General features: G+C 33.1%; 23 protein-coding genes and 5 pseudogenes. 22 read left to right on the forward strand and 6 right to left on the reverse strand.

Annotation, left to right across the window (positions count from 1 at the left end):
* Window positions 1-168 precede the first annotated feature (168 nt).
* Window positions 169-531 (reverse strand): MerR family transcriptional regulator, encoded by a 363-nt coding sequence (locus C564_RS0109645; protein WP_018765170.1) that lies wholly within the window; start codon window positions 529-531, stop codon window positions 169-171.
* Window positions 532-644: 113 nt separating this feature from the next.
* Here C564_RS0109645 and C564_RS0109650 point away from each other — a divergent pair, with 113 nt between their 5' ends.
* The 3 genes from C564_RS0109650 (at window position 645) to C564_RS0109670 (ending at window position 3,091) form a co-directional block, all read left to right on the forward strand.
* Window positions 645-1,406, forward strand: a complete 762-nt coding sequence (locus tag C564_RS0109650) for an SDR family NAD(P)-dependent oxidoreductase (protein ID WP_006096864.1) — start codon at window positions 645-647, stop codon at window positions 1,404-1,406.
* A 539-nt stretch (window positions 1,407-1,945) separates the two neighbouring features.
* Window positions 1,946-2,152 (forward strand): hypothetical protein, encoded by a 207-nt coding sequence (locus C564_RS0109660; protein WP_231382311.1) that lies wholly within the window; start codon window positions 1,946-1,948, stop codon window positions 2,150-2,152.
* Window positions 2,153-2,593: 441 nt separating this feature from the next.
* The gene (locus C564_RS0109670; RefSeq protein ID WP_003207157.1) at window positions 2,594-3,091 is read left to right on the forward strand and encodes a DinB family protein; all 498 of its coding nucleotides are present in this window, start codon (window positions 2,594-2,596) and stop codon (window positions 3,089-3,091) included.
* 382 nt (window positions 3,092-3,473) lie between these two features.
* Here C564_RS0109670 and C564_RS0109675 read toward each other — a convergent pair whose 3' ends face one another.
* Window positions 3,474-3,746 carry a hypothetical protein gene (locus tag C564_RS0109675; RefSeq protein ID WP_018765174.1) on the reverse strand — a complete coding sequence of 91 codons (273 nt, stop codon included), beginning with the start codon at window positions 3,744-3,746 and terminating at the stop codon, window positions 3,474-3,476.
* Between the two features lie 745 nt (window positions 3,747-4,491).
* On the opposite strand from C564_RS0109675, the gene C564_RS0109685 reads away from it, so the two are divergent.
* Window positions 4,492-4,872 (forward strand): BA_1872 family lipoprotein, encoded by a 381-nt coding sequence (locus tag C564_RS0109685; RefSeq protein WP_018765176.1) that lies wholly within the window; start codon window positions 4,492-4,494, stop codon window positions 4,870-4,872.
* A 30-nt stretch (window positions 4,873-4,902) separates the two neighbouring features.
* Window positions 4,903-5,064, forward strand: a pseudogene (locus C564_RS37330) (IS6 family transposase); the annotation flags it as partial.
* A 258-nt stretch (window positions 5,065-5,322) separates the two neighbouring features.
* Here the strand turns inward: C564_RS37330 and C564_RS0109690 are convergent.
* Complete coding sequence (locus C564_RS0109690) at window positions 5,323-7,275, reverse strand: bifunctional metallophosphatase/5'-nucleotidase (RefSeq protein ID WP_018765177.1); 1,953 nt, start codon at window positions 7,273-7,275, stop codon at window positions 5,323-5,325.
* Between the two features lie 176 nt (window positions 7,276-7,451).
* On the opposite strand from C564_RS0109690, the pseudogene C564_RS33375 reads away from it, so the two are divergent.
* Window positions 7,452-7,873 (forward strand): annotated as a pseudogene (locus C564_RS33375) (IS6 family transposase); the annotation flags it as partial.
* Window positions 7,874-8,432: 559 nt separating this feature from the next.
* Here C564_RS33375 and C564_RS0109700 read toward each other — a convergent pair.
* On the reverse strand, window positions 8,433-9,491 hold the full coding sequence (locus C564_RS0109700) for an endonuclease/exonuclease/phosphatase family protein (RefSeq protein WP_018765179.1): 1,059 nt from the start codon (window positions 9,489-9,491) through the stop codon (window positions 8,433-8,435).
* Between the two features lie 155 nt (window positions 9,492-9,646).
* Between C564_RS0109700 and C564_RS37335 the strand changes: the two are divergent.
* The 4 genes and pseudogenes from C564_RS37335 to C564_RS0109715 all read left to right on the forward strand — a co-directional run.
* A pseudogene (locus C564_RS37335) lies at window positions 9,647-9,760 on the forward strand (IS6 family transposase); the annotation flags it as partial.
* Window positions 9,761-9,941: 181 nt separating this feature from the next.
* Window positions 9,942-11,081, forward strand: a complete 1,140-nt coding sequence (locus C564_RS0109705) for a 1-deoxy-D-xylulose-5-phosphate reductoisomerase (protein WP_018765180.1) — start codon at window positions 9,942-9,944, stop codon at window positions 11,079-11,081.
* Window positions 11,082-11,298: 217 nt separating this feature from the next.
* Complete coding sequence (locus C564_RS0109710; RefSeq protein ID WP_018765181.1) at window positions 11,299-11,871, forward strand: histidine phosphatase family protein; 573 nt, start codon at window positions 11,299-11,301, stop codon at window positions 11,869-11,871.
* 188 nt (window positions 11,872-12,059) lie between these two features.
* The gene (locus tag C564_RS0109715; RefSeq protein ID WP_006097720.1) at window positions 12,060-12,443 is read left to right on the forward strand and encodes a hypothetical protein; all 384 of its coding nucleotides are present in this window, start codon (window positions 12,060-12,062) and stop codon (window positions 12,441-12,443) included.
* 208 nt (window positions 12,444-12,651) lie between these two features.
* On the opposite strand, the pseudogene C564_RS36130 reads toward C564_RS0109715, so the two are convergent.
* Together C564_RS36130 and C564_RS38025 are read right to left on the reverse strand one after the other, a co-directional pair.
* Window positions 12,652-12,735 (reverse strand): annotated as a pseudogene (locus tag C564_RS36130) (helix-turn-helix transcriptional regulator); the annotation flags it as partial.
* Between the two features lie 5 nt (window positions 12,736-12,740).
* The gene (locus C564_RS38025; protein WP_018765182.1) at window positions 12,741-12,869 is read right to left on the reverse strand and encodes a hypothetical protein; all 129 of its coding nucleotides are present in this window, start codon (window positions 12,867-12,869) and stop codon (window positions 12,741-12,743) included.
* Between the two features lie 576 nt (window positions 12,870-13,445).
* Between C564_RS38025 and C564_RS0109730 the strand changes: the two genes are divergently transcribed.
* From C564_RS0109730 to C564_RS0109775, 12 genes and pseudogenes are all read left to right on the forward strand, one after another.
* Window positions 13,446-13,640 carry a hypothetical protein gene (locus C564_RS0109730; protein ID WP_003199325.1) on the forward strand — a complete coding sequence of 65 codons (195 nt, stop codon included), beginning with the start codon at window positions 13,446-13,448 and terminating at the stop codon, window positions 13,638-13,640.
* A 53-nt stretch (window positions 13,641-13,693) separates the two neighbouring features.
* Window positions 13,694-13,978, forward strand: a pseudogene (locus tag C564_RS34575) (DDE-type integrase/transposase/recombinase); the annotation flags it as partial.
* Window positions 13,979-14,360: 382 nt separating this feature from the next.
* A complete protein-coding gene (locus tag C564_RS0109735) occupies window positions 14,361-15,083 on the forward strand; it encodes a response regulator transcription factor (protein ID WP_018765183.1) in 723 nt (240 codons plus the stop codon).
* A complete protein-coding gene (locus C564_RS0109740; protein WP_018765184.1) occupies window positions 15,080-16,474 on the forward strand; it encodes a sensor histidine kinase in 1,395 nt (464 codons plus the stop codon). The genes C564_RS0109735 and C564_RS0109740 overlap by 4 nt, the downstream gene beginning before the upstream one ends.
* 86 nt (window positions 16,475-16,560) lie before the next feature.
* Window positions 16,561-17,475: an ABC transporter ATP-binding protein gene (locus C564_RS0109745; RefSeq protein WP_018765185.1), complete on the forward strand. Its 915-nt coding sequence runs from the start codon at window positions 16,561-16,563 to the stop codon at window positions 17,473-17,475.
* Window positions 17,475-18,215, forward strand: coding sequence for an ABC transporter permease (locus C564_RS0109750; protein ID WP_018765186.1), 741 nt, complete (start codon window positions 17,475-17,477; stop codon window positions 18,213-18,215). Before C564_RS0109745 ends, C564_RS0109750 begins: the two co-directional genes overlap by 1 nt.
* A 12-nt stretch (window positions 18,216-18,227) precedes the next feature.
* Window positions 18,228-18,974 (forward strand): ABC transporter permease, encoded by a 747-nt coding sequence (locus C564_RS0109755; protein WP_018765187.1) that lies wholly within the window; start codon window positions 18,228-18,230, stop codon window positions 18,972-18,974.
* 335 nt (window positions 18,975-19,309) lie between these two features.
* The gene (locus C564_RS37340) at window positions 19,310-19,609 is read left to right on the forward strand and encodes a TetR/AcrR family transcriptional regulator (protein ID WP_018765188.1); all 300 of its coding nucleotides are present in this window, start codon (window positions 19,310-19,312) and stop codon (window positions 19,607-19,609) included.
* Window positions 19,610-19,618: 9 nt separating this feature from the next.
* Window positions 19,619-19,918, forward strand: a complete 300-nt coding sequence (locus tag C564_RS37345) for a hypothetical protein (protein WP_018765189.1) — start codon at window positions 19,619-19,621, stop codon at window positions 19,916-19,918.
* A 12-nt stretch (window positions 19,919-19,930) separates the two neighbouring features.
* Complete coding sequence (locus C564_RS0109765) at window positions 19,931-21,217, forward strand: MFS transporter (RefSeq protein ID WP_018765190.1); 1,287 nt, start codon at window positions 19,931-19,933, stop codon at window positions 21,215-21,217.
* A gap of 196 nt (window positions 21,218-21,413) precedes the next feature.
* Window positions 21,414-21,833 carry a VOC family protein gene (locus C564_RS0109770; protein WP_018765191.1) on the forward strand — a complete coding sequence of 140 codons (420 nt, stop codon included), beginning with the start codon at window positions 21,414-21,416 and terminating at the stop codon, window positions 21,831-21,833.
* Window positions 21,834-22,114: 281 nt separating this feature from the next.
* Window positions 22,115-22,939 (forward strand): VanW family protein, encoded by an 825-nt coding sequence (locus C564_RS0109775; protein WP_018765192.1) that lies wholly within the window; start codon window positions 22,115-22,117, stop codon window positions 22,937-22,939.
* The last annotated feature ends 477 nt before the right edge of the window (window positions 22,940-23,416 follow it).

The raw sequence follows: 23,416 nt of genomic DNA on the forward strand, positions 1-23,416 counted from the left end.
GCTACTTCCTAAACATTGTTCCTCATTTACCAACCTGTTTATGCTTTTTTCAAACTTTGCAACAGAACCCTCAATTTTTATATTTATTGGACAGATGATTACTCCAAAATCGATGGATGCTCCTTCTACCCCATGGAGATGTGGTGATTACCCTTATAGAGCCTGCATCTAATCTCGTTTACTGATGAAATCTTTATAAGCGGCAATTTTATATTCAAGCATCTCATCTGCAGATTTTAATGTTCTGATTTGTTTCTTAATAGCGTCTTTATGTTCTTCTAAAAGGCTTAATCGCTCTAGTGTAGTATGTTCTCCTTCTAAAACTAATGAAGCATACTTCTTTATTTTCGCGATAGGCATTTGTGTTTCTTTTAACTTGATAACAAATTGTAGCCATTTAATATGTGAATCGTTATATCGCCTGTCTCCGCTGGCATCACGAACCGGAGTTATAATTTTTTCCTTTTCGTAATACCGCAATGTATGTGTACTTATCCCTAAAATTTTAGCCACTTCACCAATGGTGTGCATAAGAAACCTCCAGATTAATTTTTTTCTTGACTTAGAGTTAACTCTAATCATTATAATCAACTCATAGTTCGTTTGCAATAAAATCAATTGGATAAAATTCAGGAGGGATTTATATGAAATATACAGTTATTACGGGTGCCAGTTCAGGAATTGGATATGAAACGGCTCTTGCTTTTGCGGCTCGCGGAAAAAACTTAATCATAGCAGCTCGCAGAACGGAGGAATTGGAAAAGCTAAAATCAAAAGTGGCTGACGTTAACGCAGACCTGGATGTTGTCATTCGAACTGTTGATTTATCTGTTACCACAAATGTTTATGCATTCTACGAAAGTCTTCAGGACTATCAGATCGAGACCTGGATCAACAATGCTGGATTTGGAAACTTTGCTTCCGTTGGGGAACAAAATTTAAATAAGATTGAGACGATGCTTCATTTGAATATTGAAGCCTTAACCTTGTTGTCCTCTCTTTATGTGCGTGACTATGCAGATGTTAAAGAAACGCAAATCATCAATATTTCTTCAGGAGGAGGATATCTGATTGTTGCCGATGCTGTGACCTACTGCGCGACAAAGTTCTATGTAAGTGCCTTTACAGAAGGGCTTGCACAAGAATTGAAAGGAAAAGGAGCAGCCATGCAAGCAAAAGTCTTGGCCCCTGCTGCAACAGAGACCGAATTTGCGAAACGCTCCTATGATGTTGATAATTTTGAATATGATGGTATTGTTCCAAAGTTCCATACAGCTGAACAAATGGCCGGTTTCTTACTGGATTTATATGACAGTGAGAAGGTGGTAGGAATTGTGAATGGAGAAACGTATGACTTCGAATTAAGAGATCCAATTTATCCGTATGTGACGCGGACAAGAAACTAGTCTTTTAAAATCCAAACATCACAAAAAGCCGATAGTTCCTTAGCGTATATTTTCGTTAAAATGTGGCGGTAATTCTAGTAAATCTTTTGCATTTACGATAGATATATTAAAAATAATCATTTAGCTTTAACACAATATTATCGTTGGTATCAAGTATATGAAGTTTCGCTTAACAAAGCTCGTCTAGAAAATCAGTTAGACATTTTAGAGGATGAAATTGAAATTTTATCAAGCTGGAACTTCGAAAGGTAAAATTGGTTTAGTAGACAGATTAAAAATGTTTGAAGGATGGAAAAATGCGCATCATGTTGAAAACATATCAATCAGTTGAAAGACGAGGAACTTTCATTAGAAGCTAATATTCTTTATCAAAATATACGTCCAGATAATAGTAGATAAAGCTGATTCATTATTCGGCAATTCTGAAACTTCTAGATAACGAATTACCTCTTTTTACAAAGGTGCATTTAGAACCAACAGGTACTGTAGAAAATCCACAATTTAAATCTGCCTATGCAGAAAATAGAGCAAAATCATTTATGCATTACTGGTTATATTTAATGAAAACAGCATCTGTGAACAGTGACAAATTCAAAGAACTATTAGCAGATCAATTTGAGTTAAATTTAAGTACGATTTCTAAAGTTAATACATTAAAAGGGTTTAATGAATGGTTAGCAACCATTTCTAACCAAGTAAAACAAAGCGGACATTATCCGGAAAATTTTCAGTTACAGAAAATGTAAACAACACGATGAATGCTTCTGTAGATTTTGAATGGGAAGGTGTTTCTGCTGAGAATAAGCCAATGATTGCGGAAACACATCATGAATGGGATACTTGAAAATAATTTAGATGAGCGATTTACTCGTATGAAAATGATGAAAGCAATTCAGACAAAGCCATTTCAAACAGTAGAATAATTTAAAATATAGCTTTTTTCTTTTATGATAGATAAAAGAAAAAGGCTACAGGCTTGATACGAACAAAAAAAGAATTAAGGTACTATTTAAATAAAAATCACCGATTTCCTGTACGTTAAGAAGTCAGTGATTCTTGTTATTTTTTTCTTATTTTGTTTTCTCTTAATGGTCGTAAATCTTCTATAATATATTTAGTGCATATAAAAGAGACGGAACCATAAAATCAGCAAATTAGAAAATAAAACAGGATGGGAGTCGGTTATTATGGAGCAATCAAATAAAGCGTTTAGCGAGGCATTAGTAAAATCGTTAAGAGGAGAACGAGGACATCTTCCTATCAAGAATGCTTTGTCGGATATAGACTTGGCGCTTGCGGGAAAACGCAGAGAGGAACTGCCTTATTCTATTTACCAATTAGTGAAACACATGACATACTGGCAAGATTTTCTCTTATTATCCGCTCAGGGGGAGAAGCCTGCATTGCCTGCCCATGTGAAAGAGAGCTGGCCTGAAGAAGAATGTCCTGGCAGTGAGGAAGAGTGGAAACAAATTATTCATTATTTTCTTCAAGGGATTGAACAGGCATGCACGATTGCCCAAACTGTTCAATTGGACAAACCATTGGAGAAATGGCCTGGTGAAACCCCGGGCGGTGTGCTACGCAATATTGCATCTCACAACTCCTACCATTTAGGAGAAATTGTGCTGATTCGCAGATTATTTAGTGCTTGGCCACCGCCAACAGGCGGATATCCGGTCTAAACAAGGTTATGGGTGGAACCCTTTCCTTTGAATTGATTCAATATAGTTATATTGCGGATATTAAGTGGATTTTGAGGGGAATGGAAAGTTGTAAGAAGAGTTGAACACTATTATGTGAAGAGACACCGCCTGTTAAAACAGGTGGTTTTTTGCTCTCGACCTATATTCTTTTAGGGGTTCTGTTGCAAAGTTTTCTAAATGAGACTACACTCTAGAAAAAAAGAGTACGGAGAAACACAAATGCGATATTTTAAGTAAGCGTCAAATCGTCCCCACATTTTAATATTCAATTAATGATGAGATAATCTCCTCTAAGTATTTATATACTTGAGGAGATTGAACATCTTTTGTAATTTTATTTAAAATCTATTTACGATTAGTCTTAATTCCTATTTCTAGTATAATGAGTTCCTCTTATTACAATAGTATTTGTGTTTTCGTCCTTTCCACGCTTAAGGTTTCTGGTAAGCTTAGCCATAATGAGCTGGGATTCTGCATCATCTGCACCTTCGATTTTATATAAAAATTTCTTTGCATTTTCACCTGAAAGTACTTTTATAAGCTTATCATACCAATAAATAAGCACCTTATCGTCTTTCTTAACATCATATGAAAAAATTATATCGTTAGTTTGATTCTTACCTTTATCGAACATAGCTATTCCATTCCTTTCGACCATAATGACTATTCATACTTTAGTGGGTGGTAAATAACTTTCTATTGTTAGTTTTCATAGTCGAATTCATGATTATATATATTCGTAATATCTAACCAAAAACCTTCACTATTAGACAAAAATTTCACTGTTATATGATTGTTTGAGCAAGAACTTCTTGATATCCTTGTTTTTGGTTAAAAGGTACCCATATCAAGTATCCAACATAATTGTCTTCTAGTTACAGCAAGTGGGGACAGTTTGATGCTTACGTATATACTTATCTAATGTTCCAAATTTGTTATGTTGCTTATTTAAAATAGAAAGATAACTTTTCTGGAACCAATCCTAGGAAAAATGAATTTTAAAAATTTCTTCGTTTGATTTACGTTTTTCATTTTGCATATATAAACATAAAATGAGAGAAATAAATGATTCGGAAGAACTAGATATGGAAAATAAAATTTATGTAAGTGACGTAATTACTACAGATGTGTATGTGTCAAAGTTCTATAATGAAAATGAAATCGAACGTTCAAGAGAATCTGTATTAAAATTTACAAAAAGAAATGTAGATTAAGTAAATTTACGGGAGTTTATTAGGCTGACAGGATGCGGATGTCATACAGGTTATCAGTAAATAACAATTTTTAATTTTGATGAGTATGTTGGCTTATCAAAAAATGATAAAATAGTTACCGCAATGGTAAAATTTTATCATGATAAAAAAGAAAGGGGAATCTCTATGAAATTGCTACGTTCATTTCTCATTCTCACTCTTGTTGTATTGTTAAGCGCATGCAATACAGCAACAAAAGTCACAAAGGTTCAAAAAAATGGCGAAACGACTTTAAAAATTGGCTCCCTGCAAGGATATCACGATGTGCAAACGATTAAAGCTGAAAAAGGAAATGTGGAAATTCCTTATGAGGCAGCCGTTGAAGAAGGTACGATTTTATTGCAAGTCACAAAAGACGATAAGGTCATTTATGAAGAAGAAGTCACTTCTCAAAAAGAAGGTTTGCTTTCTTTTGAAGCGCCAAAATCCGGATCATATGATTTAATTGTACGCGTGAAGAGTGAAGAAGAGAAAGCGAAAGGAATTCAAATACATACGAAGCTATGAAAAATCGGCAAGCGGAGTGTACCCGCTTGCCGTTTCGCTCGTTCCTTAGGATTTCACAGTTTTCGTCATGCCTCACGTACGATAAAAGGGATAGAAACGCTTCATGCTATATACAAACAAAGACGGAGTCTTCAATCAGACTCCGTCTTTTCGACGTATAACGAATTACAGAATTTATTATCGGTTTCATAAAATTTGACCACAATCTTCCCATGTCTCTATGTGTAAAAAAACTTTGCAACAGACCCAATAAAATTATCAAACTTTTTTATAAAGAAATGAATCGATTACATTAAATAAGAGCATGTTTTGATCAATCTTTTTTCAAAACATGCTCTTTAGACTTGTCTTTATATCAAGGTTATTAGTAATAATTTAATCAAACTTTATTTTAAAGCTACAAGTATATCCAAGTTTAAGAGATTTTTTTGCACCAGAACCAGATTTTTCTTATATTTTTTTAATAATCCTATTAAGTTTTTTGTAAAATTCACCTTTTGTTTTTACATGATTAAACTGATTCGGATTCATATTAGCTTTTTGAGAGAGTGCTACAATCTCTTCTTTTGTAATTGAATCTTTAGTATTTATAGATGCTATATTTGTATATTTTCCATCTTCTGTTTTTGGAATTTCTAAAATTCCTTTATTTACAAGATCCACTACAGCCTTATGCTCTGAAGAATGTGTATCTACACCGGTAATTTTCCAATTATGCATAACTTTTGGCGTGTATACACCATTCTTTACCTCTTTTAAATATGTAATAGCAAGGTTACGAATGGTTCCACCTGTTTCTCCGAATGCATTCTCTTGTTTAGATGACCAAATTTGTTCAAACTTACGTCCCTCTAAAGCTCCCCCTTTTGCCTGAAGAGCCTCCATTCTATATGCATTCATTCCCAGCGTCATAACATCGCTCATTTTGATTGGTTTATTTGTACGAATAGATCGTAAATTTGTAATTCTACTTCCATATGGTTTTGTTAAGTCAATTTCGTATTTTACGCCTCCAAAGAAATCGTTCGTACTGTATTTAGACGCACGGCGGGTTTTATCAAAGCTAACTGTTACATCTCCGGCACGAGATGAGTTAAAATACCCTGCCGCCCATTCCATGTAGTCTTTTAAATCATTCCCAGTTATCTTATATACTGTAATTTCTCCCAAAGCATATTGGTAATTATACGCAATATCTTTCTTCTTAATAGGACCTACATCCAAACGGGCATAATCGTTATCAATTTGATGGGCTACTACATCTGCTTTGCTGTAATAGAGCATGACTTCATGAAAAAAATCTGATAAAGGTGTCTCTTGAATTTGCACACTTGGAATACCCTTTATTTCATTTTCAGGAACAAGATTTCTACCCTTTAATTGAGCGACTACAACATTTGCATCTCCTCTCGCATACTCGTGAAAAGGTGTTAGTGTTGCTTCAAGTGTAGGATCAGATAATACCGTTGTTCCATCAGCATTTTTTACAGGTAAAGCGGTAGCTGTTTTATCTTTTAAAACCAGCTTCCCATCTTGCTTTGTAAAAGTAAGGTCAATACGTGAGATATGCGTTCCATATTTATCTGGTTCTGTAATAATAACACCATTTACAACTTCTTTTTTAACAAGTTTATGCATATGAGCTGCAAAAATAGCGCTTATTTCCGGACAAGCATTCGCAATATCTTGAACCCCAGTACCAGGGATTCCATTCTCATTTTCTAGTCCCATATGCATAACCCCTACCATTACATCTACTTTACCTTCTAATTCTTTAATTACCTTTTTTGTCTCTTCTACTGGATTTTTCACCACTAAACCAGCCAAATGATCTGTCCCTTTTTCAAAATCACTAATCATTGGTGTATTCATGCCAATAATCCCAACTTTAATTCCACCTTTTTCAACAATCGTATATGCAGGAAGAAAACGCTCTCCATTCTCCTTATAAATATTTCCTGCTAACGTCTTTCCCTTATATTGCTCACTAACTTTTTTCAATGTATCTAATCCAAAGTTGAATTCATGATTTCCAAATGCCCAAGCATCATATCCCATTGCGTTCATCGCTACCATCATTGGAGATTGTGGCTTATCATTGAATAATTCTACTGAGTTTCCTTGAATTGTATCCCCGGCATCTAATAATATGGTATTTGGATTTTCTTGACGTACCTTCTTTATAACCGTATAAAGCTGCGTTAAACTTCCACTCATATTTGCACCATCAAGCGCATAATCCCAAGGCATAAATCTACCATGAATATCTGCAGTACCCAATAATGTAATATTAACATCAGATTCCTCAGCTTTAGAGATAGCTGGTTTGACTGTTACTGCTGTTCCAAGAAGTATAAGAATAACAAAATAACATACATAGTTCTTCCATTTCATTTTTGGCATAATAACAATATTTCTCCCCTTTTTGTACTGTCATAAAGTTGCTTGAACTTTAAAAATGTAACTTATTATTTGGAAAACTTCAACTATAAAAGATAATTTTGGAGGTTCTGGTGCAAAAAAATCTCTTAAACTTGGACATACTGATATTACTACTCTAGAAAAGGTGTGTGATCAGTATGGAAAAGGAAAATTTGTTCAAATGGAAGCATTATCAGCCGGAACTAATCTTATTAACAGTAAGGTGGTACCTACGGTACAATTTGAGCTTTCGTAACCTGGTGGAAATGATGGAGGAAAGAGGCTTATCAATTGCTCACACAACGATTATGCGCTGGGTTCATCAATATGGGCGCCTCAATTAGAAGAAAAAGTACGATATCACCTTAAATCAATAAATGACTCATGGAGAGTCGATGAAATCTATATTAAAGTAAAAGGACAATGGTGTTATTTATATCGTGCCATTGACAAAGAGGGGCAAACGCTTGATATTCAACTGCGTAAAAAGAGAGAGACACAAGCGGCATATGCTTTTATGAAAAGACTGGTTCGAACTTATGGAGAACCAACGGTTCTGACTACAGATAAGGCTCCTTCTTGAATTTACGCATTTAAAAAATTACAGAGGATAGACTTTTACAAAAATACCTTTCATCAAAATTAATTATTTTGTGTGAATTTTCTTGAAAAATACCCTAAAAATGTTGATGATGTGGTAAGATTATAGATGAAAAAGAGTATGAATTCACGTTGTAGCGTGAATTCATAAGAAAGAAGCCAATTTGTATAGGAATTGGCTTCTTTCTTAAGTTCGAATAAAAACAGAATTGTCTTTAAATCTTTATTAGGGGAAAGTTTTAAAGAAGAATTCAGCTTGGTTATAGTTTCACATAATTGTTAGATAAAGTAAATTGATATTTTTCGAGCTGAATATTCAGAATATTAATTCGGAGTATATCCATCTACAAATAAGTAATTGATGAGTTTTATAAAAGTCAGGAAAGAGAAAACTGATGCGTTGCAATTTCTTTCATTCATCCATTAATGGAATGAATGAAAGAGCCGAGATTATTTACATTGGATAAGACTTCAGATAACATATGGTTACACTCTTCTTGCACACATTCTCTCTTGAACCATTCCGTTGTCTTCCCCTACTATTTTAACTTCAACACTGCGTTAACCGGGTTATGATCACTGTTTTCAAACTTCAAATCATGCCCTTGTACGCTCACAATCTCCACATTTGGAGACACTAAAAATCCATCGATAATCGTAACAAAGTTCTCATCTTCGACATAGCTCTTCACATTATCACGAACTGTCCAAACAGTATCATCAACAGCCCACTGGAACCCACCATCAGTGAAATCTTCTGGCAGCTGTACTAACCACTCTGGCCATTCTTCTTTAAACTTCGGATCTTTTAACTGCACATCAGATAATAGCTGATTCCAGTCTCCGCCAAGCACGAGATAATCGCCATTTTTATAATGCTTATTCATATACTCTTTCAAAAACTCAACTTGTTGCTTTCGAATGTTTCCGCCCTTATCATATGCAGATAAATGAACGTTCACCATTCGTAAATATTTCCCGTTATCAACTGGAACCTTATGCTCAACAATCGCTCGATCTAATTCGAATAATTGACGAAGCCACATTTCTCTTCCAGGAAGCTGATACCTCGTCACTTCTTCTACTTTATATTTTGAGAACGAACCAAGTCCACTGTTCGTATATCCGTGCGGCTTCTTAATTGGCACCGGCACCCACTGCGCATTAAAGTTATAACCAAACGTAGACGCATGATCTTTCAGTCCATCTTGAAACGCCTTATACTGATTCACATCAAATGAACGAAGTGACTTCTCATCCATCTCTTGCACTAAAATAAAATCAGCATCTTCCTTTTGTAAGAAAGATAGCATATTGCTGATATTCTTTTCTGTTTGCTCTTTACTACTAGAGCGTGAACCCGTCCCTCCGTCTAAGAAGAAATCTTGATCCTTATCTAAACCGCCGTAGCCAATATTAAACGTTGTCGCCTTAAACTCTTCCCCGACCTTAAGGACGCGCTCGTTATTATTTGCCACCTTCAACTTCTCAACATCCTTATGCTTCACATCCGTAATTACCACATACGTAATAAACGCCGCGAAAGTACCAAATATTGAGCCTGTACCCCATAATAAACCTTTCAATACCTTCTTCAAGCTCATGACTCCCTTATTCTCTTTATATAGTTTGCATACGTGGTTATTTTAACATGTTCTAGACATAAACATAAAGTAACTCTAAAATATACAATAAAAGTGGTTCTGTAGCAAAGTTTTCGAAATTCAAGTACACTTTGGAAAAAGATGACGGCACAATAAAAGGCATTGAAACCATTCATGCCCTATACCAACAAAGGCGAAGTCTTCAAATAGGCTCCGCCTTTTCGGTGTATAACGAATTACAGGAATTATTAATGGTTGCATAACCATTTAACGATGCAACCCTAGATTCTCTATGTTTTGGATAACTTTGCAGCAGAACCAATTGCTTTATATTCGCTTAATTCCTGTTGTTTCTTTTTTATAAAAGAAGGAATTTTATCTTTTTTGTCTAATTATATCTAGGTTTGTAAAAAGGGATTCTACAACTTTGGAGGAATTATCAGGGTGAAATATATTTCAATTCTTGGTTCAACTGGCTCAATTGGTACGTCTGCATTAGATGTAGTCACTTCTCATCCGGAACATTTTAAAATTATTGGTTTAACAGCAAATCACAATATTGACCTTCTTGAAAAACAAATATATACATTTTACCCTCGAATTGTAAGCGTAAGTACAAAAGAATTAGCAGATGCTCTTCGGAAGCGAATTCCTACAGATACAAAAGTCGATGGATTAATTGAAGTTGCAACTCACCCTGATTCTAATCTTGTATTATCTTCAGTTGTCGGTGTCTCTGGTCTCCTTCCACCAATTGAAGCATTAAAAGCGAAAAAAGATATAGCAATTGCTAACAAAGAAACATTAGTTGCGGCAGGACATATTGTGACAGAATTAGCGAAACAAAACGGCTGCCGCTTAATTCCAGTAGACAGTGAACACTCTGCCATTTTTCAATGTTTAAATGGGGAAAATAATCAAGAAATCGAGAGGCTTATTGTTACTGCTTCAGGCGGTGCATTTCGAGATAAAACGCGCGAAGAAATGGAAATCTTACAAGCTAAAGATGCCTTAAAGCATCCCAACTGGTTAATGGGAGCAAAACTAACCATTGATTCAGCTACATTAATGAACAAAGGCTTTGAAATCATGGAAGCACGTTGGTTATTTGATATCCCTTATGAGAAAATTGATGTTTTAATTCATAAAGAAAGTATTATTCATTCTTTAGTTGAATTTATAGATGGCTCTATCATGGCACAGCTCGGTGCCCCTGACATGAGAATGCCGATTCAATATGCATTTCATTATCCAACTAGATTACAATCGGACTATAAAAAATTAAACCTATTAGAGATAGCTAGCCTACATTTTGAAAAACCAAATTTCAAAAAATTCCCTTGCCTACATTATGCGTATGAATCTGGAAAAATTGGTGGTACAACACCTGCTGTCTTAAATGCAGCGAACGAAATTGCAAATGCGCTATATTTACAAAACGAAATTTCATTTTTTGATATTGAAAAAACAATTTATTCTACTCTTGAAGCTCATCAGAGCATTGCAAAGCCAGATTTGGAAACAGTATTAGACGCCGATCATTGGGCTCGTGAATATGCAAACGAATTATTAATTAGAAAATGAAAAAAGAGCTAGAACAGAACGCGTCTTTTTTAGCTCTCCATTTTACGTGTTCTTTTGTTTTAATACATTTACGTTCACGGAATTGTAAAGAAATGTATCTAAGATATCGCATACAGAAGGATTTATAGTGAGTATTAGTTATGGTCACTGGGAAAGTTCTTTTTAATTAATATAAGCTATATATGGAATACAGAAACCTAAAAAATTGGAGGTAATTATGAAAACTTTCATATATATGGTGAGACACGGAGATTCACCGAAATCTGGAAAAGAAAGAGCGAGAGGATTAACGGAAAAAGGAAAATTAGAAGTTCAACGAATAACAGATGTATTACAAGGTGAGGGAATTGACGTTGTTATCTCAAGTCCATACAATCGTTCAATTCTAACTGTTCAGCAATTAGCGAAGCAAATAGGACAAGAAGTTTTAGTATTTGAAGACTTAAAAGAGAGAATTTTTATTGCTGAAGAGGAACGAATGTCGGATAAAGAATTATTTCCTTTGATAACAAAGTCATTCTTAGAACCCGACTTTGCTTTAACGGGAGGAGAGTCTAATGTCGACTGTCAGAAACGTGCTATAAAAGTCTTAAAAGAATTATTAAACACCTATCGAGGGCAGAAAGTAGTATTAGGCACTCATGGAGCTGTTATGACTTTGATGATGGGGTATTATGACAGTAAGTATGATTTGAATTTTTTACTACATACATCAAAACCAGATATATACAGAATGGAATTCAATGGACAGGAATTGGTGGAGGTTAAAAGATTATGGGGAATTTCATAGATTGACTATATTCATCCATAGCGTCTCCCAATGACGTGTATTATAAACAATGGGGTTACTGCGGTAACTCTTTTTCTTATGGTACTAACGGGGGATTAAGTTCAACAATCTAAAAAATTCGGTTCCTTAGCGTACAAAATTCACGGTTTGTTCTTGCTATCCCGAGATGAAATGGGAGGGAATAGTTTTTGGGCAGGATACCTTTAAAGTTATTTTTTAAATCAATCCTATTTTTTTTCTTAAGCGGTATTGTTGTTTATTCTATATTTCAGATTATTTTTGTCTGGAGTGTTTCGACAGGATTAGGGAGGGATGATATAGTCGGATTTTCTGATAATAAGTATGTAATTGGTCGTCCACCTGTTAGCTATAACTTATATAAAAAAGATAGTGGGGAAACTATATTAGATAATGTTATTGGTTATAAAAAGGGAAAAACTAAAAGCTATGTTCGGAATGAAATTGAATTTGTAGTGATAAATGAGATAAAGGGTAGCTATGAACTGTATAAAATAGAAAAGGCTTCAGAAAAGGATATAGAACGGCTGAAAGAAATGAAGAAATTAGAATAAAAGAGACTATCTGAAAGGTAAAAATACACACTTGTTATTGTTAAATCTAAAAAATGGTTTAGACTGATAACTGAGTTTTATTTCATGAAAAGAGTCATTATTAAAATAAAGTATTAGGGGTTCAGTCCCATGCCCATCAACTTAAGAATTCAGAATTACCCCAACACGAAAAAAATTCCTAAATTAATAGGACTCTTTTTTCGTTTATCTAATCTTCAAATATAAATATTTCATCAATAGTTGTTTCTAAAATTTTTGCTATATCATGAGTTAATTGCAAAGAACGATTATATTACACTAATTTGTCGGTCTTAAAAACTTAAATACTAATAATAAAAGGCTAAATAAAATAAAAACTTGAGCATCTTGACTAGGATCACTATTATAACCATCTTGTATCTCAGTAATTAATTCATGTGTTTTCACTTATCCCATCTCCTTTTATATAGTTCACTTTGTAACAACTCTATAAATATAACTTAATATCATAATTATAATATATAAACTGAAAATACCTATAAAATCCACCTTAAATTAACCTTAAATAATTAGACCTTTTTTATCATTCATGAAAGTAAACTTTTCAATATTAGTTTACTTTCAAACCCCTTAAAATATCGAATTACAATTAAATTCCAGGTAATTGCTGTGAAATTTTTATTTTAGATCCAATAAAGATACTTTGCTAATTGTTTCATAGCAACTACACCTTAAATTTATTTATTCACTTTCTAATTATATCGTGCCTAAATAAGAAAAATTTAGTAATTATAAATCATAAAATTCATATATTTTTTATAGAAAGAATCCTTTAGGGCTTCCAACATGTTACCTCTAATATTTTATAAAAGAGGAATTATTTAACGATTTTCTCTTCAACTTAAAAAACTAAATTAATATAAATAAATAAATGAATAAATAAAAAGGAATTCCAATGAAAATAAAGAATTTATCAGTAATAAAGTTAATAATTGGTTTTTTGAAGGGGTAATTTGTGAAGCTATGGAGGGAAAAAAACTTTTAAAACAGTGGAAAGCAGATTTACAAACTATTAAAGAAGAGAAAAGAAAAAAGAAAAGGAAAAAGAGAAAAAGCACAAATAAGAAGTTTGCCATTCCTAGTAATACCGCTAATTTTATGAATGAGAATCATGTATATTATAAAAGAAACGGTGTTTGGAAACAAAGAGATAAATAGGTATTTAGAATGGGCGCAATAAATTTTGACTAAATATATAGTCAAAATTTATTGCGCCAGCGTTACTTTATGCATTTAAAAAGTTAAAGGAGAAAGGATTTTACAAAAGCACCGTTCATTGTACCCTTAAACATATGAATAATCGTATAGAACAAGACCACCGACATGTGAAACGTCGTTTTGCTAGGGCATCGGGATTTCAAACTCTCCGGCATGCTTCTCGTACAATAAAAGGCATTGAAACCATTCATGCCCTATACCAACAAAGGCGAAGTCTTCAAATAGGCTCCGCCTTTTCGGTGTATAACGAATTACAGGAATTATTAATGGTTGCATAACCATTTAACGATGCAACTCTAGATTCTCTATGTTTTGGGTAACTTTGCAACAGAACCGTGTGCTCACTTTTTTTCTCCTATTTTAGACAGGAAGAAAACTGTTTTGCCACATCCATGTATTTGCCTCCTCTCTTGTAAATTATGTTGCATAAACAAATGATCACTTCTTATAAATTGTGTTGTATTAGGTGACCCGTGTTTAACTTAAAATTTTCATAATAAAAGCAATCATATCGAAAAAATGATAATCCTCCTCTAAAATCAGTAAGAAAACTTTTAAATTACTATTTTACTGTAGAATGGAAATGATACATTAATAATTAAGGTAATACTGTTCACTATTTAATTTTAAACTATATAGAAAGATATTGAGGTGCAATAGATGATACATAATATTCCAGATGTTTATACAAAAAAAATTCTTATAGTAGATGATGAAAAAGAGATTTTAAATTTGTTGGAAGCAGTTTTAAAGAAAGAAGGGTTTCAACATATTTATACGTGTACAACAGGAGAAGAAGGAATACGCATGTGTAGGCAAGTACAGCCAGATCTTATCATATTAGATATTATGCTTCCAGATTTAGATGGATATAGTGTTTGTCAGCAAATTAGACAGTTTACATTCGTTCCAATATTCTTCTTATCGGCAAAAAATGAAGATTTAGATAAAATACTTGGATTAAGTATAGGTGGCGATGATTACATTACAAAACCTTTTAGTCCGAAAGAAGTAGCATATAAGATGAAAGCATTTTTTCGACGCAATCAATATCAAGAAAAGGCTCGGATTATGTATCAGTTTGGAGACATTACGATAGATGAGGCACAAGGGACAGTGTTAAGGGGTGATACATTACTAACTTTAACAGCAAAAGAATTTAATATATTACTATTTTTAATAAAAAACCCAAATCAAATTTTTAGTAAGGCCCGCTTATATGAAGCTGTCTGGGGCGAAACATATCTGGGGAATGACAATATTATGATGGTACATATGAGACATTTAAGAGAAAAAATAGAGGATAATCCTTCCAAACCTCATTACCTTGTAACAGTAAGGGGACTCGGATATAAACTTAATACAAAAGGTGATGCAAGATGAAGTGGAAGGTCACGAGACTATATATTACCTCATTAATAGGATTAATTATGTTTATCCTAATCGTTCAATTTTTTGCTTTTAGTTATTTAGTATTTACTTACAACCGTGAAGGAATGGACGATCCAGAGGGTTCAGTATTAGCTTTTCAAAAAGAAATCACAGTAGAAAATGGAAGTATTTCTATAACAAATAAAGGGAAAAAATTTTTGCAAGAACATGGAGCATGGTTACAAGTATTAAATCATAATAGTGATGAAGTATTTCAAATGTATAAGCCTAAAAATACACCAACTCACTATACTCCGAGTGATTTGATTTTACGCTATAAGTACGATATTGGGAATTATACAACGTTTGTGGGTAAGTTAGATAAAAGTACACAAGTAGAAAGTTACATTGTCGCTTTCCCGTCAAACCAAGCATTGCGAAAATCTGTCTATTTGAACTTCAATAATTTATCTAGCTTCTATCCATATGGGATTTTAATGTTAATAGGAGTAACAGTAGTTTGTATTTTATTATTTGCTTACATTGTGGCAAGGTATATGTCAAAACCTGTTGTCATGATAATTGAACATATTAATAAATTAAAACAAGGACAATATAAACAAGTACCGGAAGAAAAGGGAATCTATGCAGAGGTGTATACAAATCTGAATCAGTTATCACATCAACTAAAGGATATTAACGTTCAAAGAAAAAGACTAGATACGATGCGAGCAGAATGGATTATAAACATCTCTCATGATTTAAAGACACCACTTTCTTCTATTAAAGGTTATAGTGAAATTATAGGGAATCGCGAGTATAAAATCAATGTGCAAGAAATGTACCAATATGCAGAAGTAATTCAAAATAAATCAATTTATATTGAAAAGTTGATTGATGATTTAAAACTTACATATCAATTGAAGAATGCGTTGTTACCTATCCATAAAACTACAGTAGATATTGTGAATCTCACCCGAGAAACAATTATTGAATTTATGAATATGCCTCAATATGAGAATCGATTAATTGAATTTGAATGCCCTCAGGAAGAACTAATTATAAAAGCAGATCAGGGATTAATTCAACGTGTCACAGTAAACTTATTGAATAATGCGCTCATTCATACTGATGTTAAAACAGTAATACAAGTTCGTATAAAACAAACATCCGGATACATCATAGTTACGATTGAGGACAATGGTGACGGAATAAATAAAAATGATTTACCACATATTTTTGATCGATACTTCCGTGGTACAAATACAGATCCGAAAAGTGGTTCAGGTTTAGGAATGGCAATTGTAAAGGAAATCATCGTAGCTCACGGTGGAGAAATTGCAGTAGAAAGCACCAAAGGAAAAGGTACTAAAATTACACTTCAGCTTCCGTTAGAAAATTAAGCTAAACTTAAGGTCAGCTCAATTCAAGATTAAGCAAGAACTTTCATAATAAATGATAGCTTAATCAAGAAAAAGAGGTGCCAATAATGGGAACATATATCGTTGAAACAGAAGATTTGACAAAGACATATGGAGCTGTAAATAGTGTGAATCAATTACAAATGCAAGTTGGTAAGGGTGAAATTTATGGATTCTTAGGCCCAAATGGGGCTGGGAAAACGACGACAATTAGAATGTTACTGGGATTAATAAAACCAACTACAGGTAATATTAAAGTATTCAATCGAGATTTAAAAACAAATCGAATAGATATTTTAAAAGAGGTTGGCTCTCTTGTTGAATCGCCATCTTATTATGGACATTTAACAGGTCATGAAAACCTAGAAGTAATTCGGCAAATGTTACAAGTACCAAAAAAGAATATTGATGAGGTATTGCGTATTGTTCGATTAGAGAAACAAAAAGATAAACTAGTTAAACAATACTCACTTGGAATGAAGCAACGCCTTGGCATAGCGATGGCACTACTTGGAAATCCAAAATTGTTAATTTTAGATGAACCCACAAACGGATTAGACCCTGCCGGGATTCAAGAAATTCGTGAACTCATCAAACAACTGCCAAAGCAATATGATATGACAGTTGTTATTTCTAGTCATTTGCTAAATGAGATGGATCAAATTGCAACACAAGTGGGCATTATTAATAGTGGACAGCTTATTTTTCAAGACAAAATTGAAGTGTTACGCAAAAAAAGTCAGGCATCAATGAAAATACGTGTAAATGATGTAGTAAAGGCACATCAAATTTTAGAACAGCACCAAATTCATCTTGGACTTGAAGGTGATTGTCTTGTTATGCATCAACAAGAAGATCACCTTATTTCTCACATAAATCATTTATTAGTACAGCAGAATATATCAGTGTATCGAATTGAAGAAGAGAAGCATACGTTGGAAGAAATATTTCTAAGCTTAACAGAAAAAGGTGGTGTTTTATAGTGATTGCTGCCTTAAGAAGTGAATTATTGAAATTAAAAAGAAAGAAATTATTTTTAGTGGTATTTTTGATACAGTCTTTAGCATTACTTTGGTTATTTGCTATTGTGTCACAAGAAAAAAAGGAATTTCTAAATTGGGAGTCTCTTCTTTCAAGAGTAAGTATGATAAATGCATTATTTTTACCTATAATGATTGCGACAATTACATCTCGAATAATTGATTTTGAAAATAAGGGGAACACCTGGAAGCTATTGTGTACAATTCCCACATCTAGGCATCTAGTATATATAACCAAAATTATCTTTAGTCTCTTTTTTCTTGTATACGCAGGGATAATTACTATTTCTGTAATTATATTAATAGGAAAAATTCTTAATTTTGAAAGTGGAATTCCGGTGATATTATTACTGAAATACGGTTGTTTTACCATTATAGGATGTATTCCAATGGTTATTTTGCAACTCTGGATATCATTGGTAGTGAAAAATCAAGTATTTTCTTTAACGGCAGGTGTAATCGGCTCATTTCTTGGATATTTCGGGCAGATGGTTCCTTGGAAAACATGGATAATTTGGAGCTATTCATCTCTGACAAATCCAATTTCTTGGGCATTTTCCAATGGGAAAATAGTGTTCTTCCCAAACCAAGGAGTCATGATGAATCTTTTGTTAAGTTTAGGAGTTAGTTTATTATTTATCGTTCTTAGCACTGCTCATTTTTCGCAAAAAGATATTCATTAGGAGGATGCAGATATGTTATTAAGCTCATTTCGATGCGAATTATTAAAATTAAAACGTTCAAAAATATGGATTGTAATGACATTCATTCCGCTTATTTGTATTACGCTTGGACTCATAAACTTTCAAGTAAACTACGATGTCTTAATGACAGTCTCAACAAATGAGTGGGAGAAAGCTTGGACACAAGTTGGATTAATTTATGGATTATTTTTATTTCCTGTCGTAGTAAGTATTTATTGTGCGTTTGTATGCCGCTTTGAACATAGCGAGGGAAATTGGAAAAAAATAATCTCTTTACCAATTCCATTTCGATATGTGTATATGGCAAAGTTATTAGTAATCTTTATGCTAACTTTATTGACACAAGTATTTTTTTTAATTGCTTATATCTTAATTGGTAAGCTATTAGGTATTACAAGTCCTATTCCTTGGATTTCATTATTAAATTGGTCATTCAATGGATGGATTGGTACATTTTCAATTGCTGCAGTACAATTATTTCTCTCATCTTCTATAAAAAGTTTTGCTGTTCCAGTTGGAATGAGTTTTGGTTTTACATGTATAGGAATGATATTTCATTACTTAAATATCGGGTATATATGGCCATTTTCGCAACCAGGATTAGCAATGGACCCTATTCATCTAGAAGGCTTGCAGACTTTCTTTCAATTTAGTAGCTTTTATGTGTTAAGTTGCTTATTTGTTATTATATTTACTTTTGCAGGAGTTCAAAGATTTACAATAAAAGATATTATATGATGTTGATTTGAAATAAAGTCGCGATGTTTATAAAAAAGATGCGAAGCTTTACCCTTTTGGATATTTTTATCTAAAGGGGTGTTTTTATGACTAAAAGAAAAAGAACATCTGAATAAAAGGTGGATTAAGGAATTATTGAGTGACATAGAGTTGTTCTGTTAAAGGGCCATTTAATAGAATAACGACTTTTGAGCTGAATTTATTCGTTTGCGAAGTTCGAATATAACTAAATGTAAAAATATGAAAATAAATTCCTTCATCATATTGACAATGGAAACAAATTACAATAAAATCCGATTGATTAATCAATCATTTATTATGAAAGGAGCATCTAAATGGAACCTAGACTTACTAATGATGAAAAAAAGAAAAGAAAAAGATCTACTATCCTAAACGCCGCAATTAAATTATGTAGTGAGAATGGTTTTGCAGAGACAAAAGTTGCCGAAATAGCAAAAGAAGCAGGAGTTAGCTTTGGTACTGTATTTACGTATTTTGATTCAAAAGAAGCACTTTATGAGTCAGCGATTTTGGAGCCATTGGAGGAAATTAAACCATATTTTATTGAGATAGAAGAACACTTTAAAGGTGAGCCTCTTGAAGTTGTGAAGGAAATGATAGATTGCCATGTATAACTCTTTTCAATGAAAAGTGAATACCTACGTCTAATTCAGCAGGTTCTTGCGAGACCTGATCGATTTCCAAAGCTTTTTAAAGAACTAAACGATTTTGTAAATGTATTTATAGACTGTATTCATCCGGTTATTGAAGCAGGGCAAAGGCTGGGTTACTTTTATGAAGAATCACCTTCATTAGTTGCCGAGTCGTACTTATCCATCTTAAACGGAATGCGTTTAACGTTTATTGATGAATATACAAACTTGATGTGGAAGGATATAACGATACAAGCCCTGAGATTATTTGGACCTATCTCTAATAAATAAGGAGTGATTTATATGAAATTGAGAGATATACATCCCAACATCAAACTTCGCCTGGCTATGCAATTTCTAGGCAGCCTTATTTCCATGGCTGTTATACCTTTTCTGGCAATCTATTTTGCTCAGAAAATTGGAGCTACTGAAACAGGTATTATTCTTATAATAATTGTGATTAGTGGGGTCATTGGAGGTTTTATCGGGGGGCATGTTTCAGACAAAATAGGTCGGAGAAAAATAATGATTTATTCTGAACTTGGTATATTGCTTTCGTATCTGTTTATAGCACTTTGTAATTCCCCTTGGTTTAACCTTCCTTATATTTCCGTAGCATTCTTTATTATCAATATGTTTTGTGGAGGAATGTTTCAGCCAGCAGCACAAGCTATGATCATTGATGTTACTAATTCCGAATCGAGAAAGCTCGTATTTACAATTAGCTACTGGCTGGGGAATTTATCAACTGCTATTGGAGGAATCATTGGAGCATTTCTTTTTAAAAACCACTTGTTTGAGTTATTTATTGGGATTTCACTCATCTCTTTGTTATCTGTATTCATGACTATATTCTTCATCACAGAAACCTATACACCGGAACCTTCATCTACGTCTTCTAATTATAAGAAAAAATTTTCATCAATAGAGATGTTTCAAACCTATTCAAACGTTTTAAAAGATAAGCTGTTTATGTTTTATATTTTCGGAGCGATCTTGATCTTTTCCTTGGAACAGTCTTTAACAAACTATATTGGGATTCGTCTTGAAAAAGATATACCCCATCATTCAGCTTCATTGTTTGGAATAGATTTCATGCTTGATGGCACAAAGATGCTGGGTTTTCTCCGAACGGAGAATACAATTCTTGTAGTTCTCCTATCAAGTGTTGTATTATTCTTATTTAAAAAGTGGAGTGATCGCTGGACTCTAGTTACAGGAATGATGATCTTTTCTATATGCTTTAGTATTTTTGCCTTTACAAATAGCGTGTTGTTTCTTTTTATTGCCATGTTTATTGGAACAATTGGTGAACTGATGTATGTTCCTATTAAACAGGCGATGATAGGGGAACTTGCACCACCTAACGCTCGTAGCACCTATATGGCTTTTAATGGCTTGAATTTCTACGGAGCAATGATTGTATCTGCGTTGTTGATCATCGTTGGAGAGTGGATTCGTACCATATATATGGGGGGATTGCTTCTTATTCTAGGATTAACTGGTACATTTTTGTACTACATAATAACAAAAACGCTAGACTCTAAAGTTAGTGAAAAAAATGAAAGAAAAGTACCTGTTTCTTATTAAAGGGTTGTTTTTCCACTAATGCATGAAAAGAAACTAACTGGAAAACAATCTTCCGCAATCGGAGCATTTAATGGAGCATGTTTGTTGAACTAACGAAACATCATAAAGAAAATTATGGAATTTACAAAGGCAATAGGTACATAAAAAGAGAACATATTTATTAATGTTATTTAAGTTACTGAAAGGAGAAAATAGAATGAAAGATAAATTATTGAGGGTTGGAACTATTTATATTCCTGTTACCAATGTAGAACTTTCTTCAAAATGGTATGTAAACAAACTAGGTGCAGAGTTAGGCTATAAAGACGAAGACAAGGCTATTCTTAACTTTGCAAACCAAAGTTTTTTCCTGGTTAAATCCCAAGAAAATCAAAGCTTAAATTTCCACGGTTTTTGCGGTGAAGAGCGCTTCTCTTTAACATTTGAAGTTAATGGTTTAAATGCACTTGAATCAACCCATAGTGATTTTATTAAAAAAGAAATAAAAGTTGGAGAGATTGAAAACAGAGGACACACTGGAAAGAATTTTGTTTTTTATGATTTAGATGGTAATAAATTTGATGTTTGGAGTGAATTAAGTCCCATCTTCAGAGAAAAATACCTAATATCGCAATAAGAGATTTTAATTATTCAATAAACAGTAGATTTACAGAATCAGTCTGTCCAAAATCAAAAAGAGTTCATCCACCAAGTGTGTGGACTTATAGCATAAAATACGATCTCGCTAGAAATATATGCGCTATATTCTCTTTTAGTTTATCTTTGCACCAGAACCTTTATATGTACTATAAGGTAATACAGTAAGAAATACATATCAATTTGCTTAGTGATGATGAATAAGGTGTAAATTTGAATACAATATATAGATGAATAATATATAAAGGAGCTCAACTCTCAATGGCAAGAAAATTATTAACACAAAGGTTTCCTCTTTTAATTCCTATTAGAATCAGACAACGTAGGATGTTTAAAAAAATAAGAGACCGTCTTGAAGGTCATAAGTTTTCAAAAACATTTGAGCAAAATCCATTACCTTACAGGATTTATAAACATAAATCTTTGCTTATTAGAAAGTTAGGTGATACGGATATACAGCTGCAGTATAACAAAATCACCAATTTAAAGCTAGCCATCTGCAAAATAAACCAGGTTGTAATTAAACCGGGAGAAACATTTTCATTTTGGCATCTTGTTGGTAATTCCAGTGAAAAGGCTGGATATAGAGAAGGAATTATTCTAATGAATGGCGAAGCGATAAAGGGAATAGGCGGTGGTCTCTGTCAGTTAGGGAATCTTCTTTACTGGATGTTTCTTCATTCAGAGTTGGAAACAGTGGAAAGATATCGTCATAGTTTCGATCCATTCCCTGACTATGGACGTGTGATTCCATTTGGAACAGGCGCCACTTTGATGAATGGTATTATTGATCTCAAATTGAGAAACAATTCAAATATTTCCTATCAAGTCAATCTACATCTTGACGAAGAATACATCTATGGAGAAATTAGGGCATCCCAGTATCCTCCATATAAGTATTCTATCGTTGAAGAAGATCATCGTTTTGCAAAAAAAGTAGATGGCCAAGTATACAGACAAAATAAAGTTTATAAAAAAATAGTTGATCGTGTCACAGGTAACTTAGTTGACAAAGAACTAGTCATGGAAAATGATTGCTTAGTAAAATATGAAGTAGAAGATGAGAAAATTGTGGTTTCTTTATAGACAAGGATTTTCACTTATCTAAAGATATTTGAAAAAACTGCGTAGATAATTTTAAAATAAAAAGAAGACTCAACTAGATTGTTTTCTAGTTCGGTCTCCTTTTATGTATAAATTATTTCATTATAAAGGATAAAATCCCAGCAATTATGCATGTAATTCCGCCTAAAAACTGTCCTATTCCAGTGAGTTTGTCTAAAAATGATTCGTATTTTTTCGTACTATATATACCCCATAATACTAAGATTACTCCAAAAAGTATAAACGCTAGTTTTAAAATCATCGTATGGTTACCTCTGTATAATATATTTTTTTATGTATGCATTTCTTATACTTTTATTATTACATTGAAATAATAGTTAAACTATCTAATAGCCTTACATAAAGGTGACAGTTTTGTAAGATGTTTTTGAACAAATTTTATTTCAAAGCAACACGAATTGCTTTTTTTATAAGTTTGTTAATTCTACTATTAGGAAA

It is taken from the genome of Bacillus sp. 105MF, from assembly GCF_000374885.1.
In the GTDB taxonomy this organism is placed as follows: Bacteria; Bacillota; Bacilli; order Bacillales; family Bacillaceae_G; genus Bacillus_A; species Bacillus_A pseudomycoides.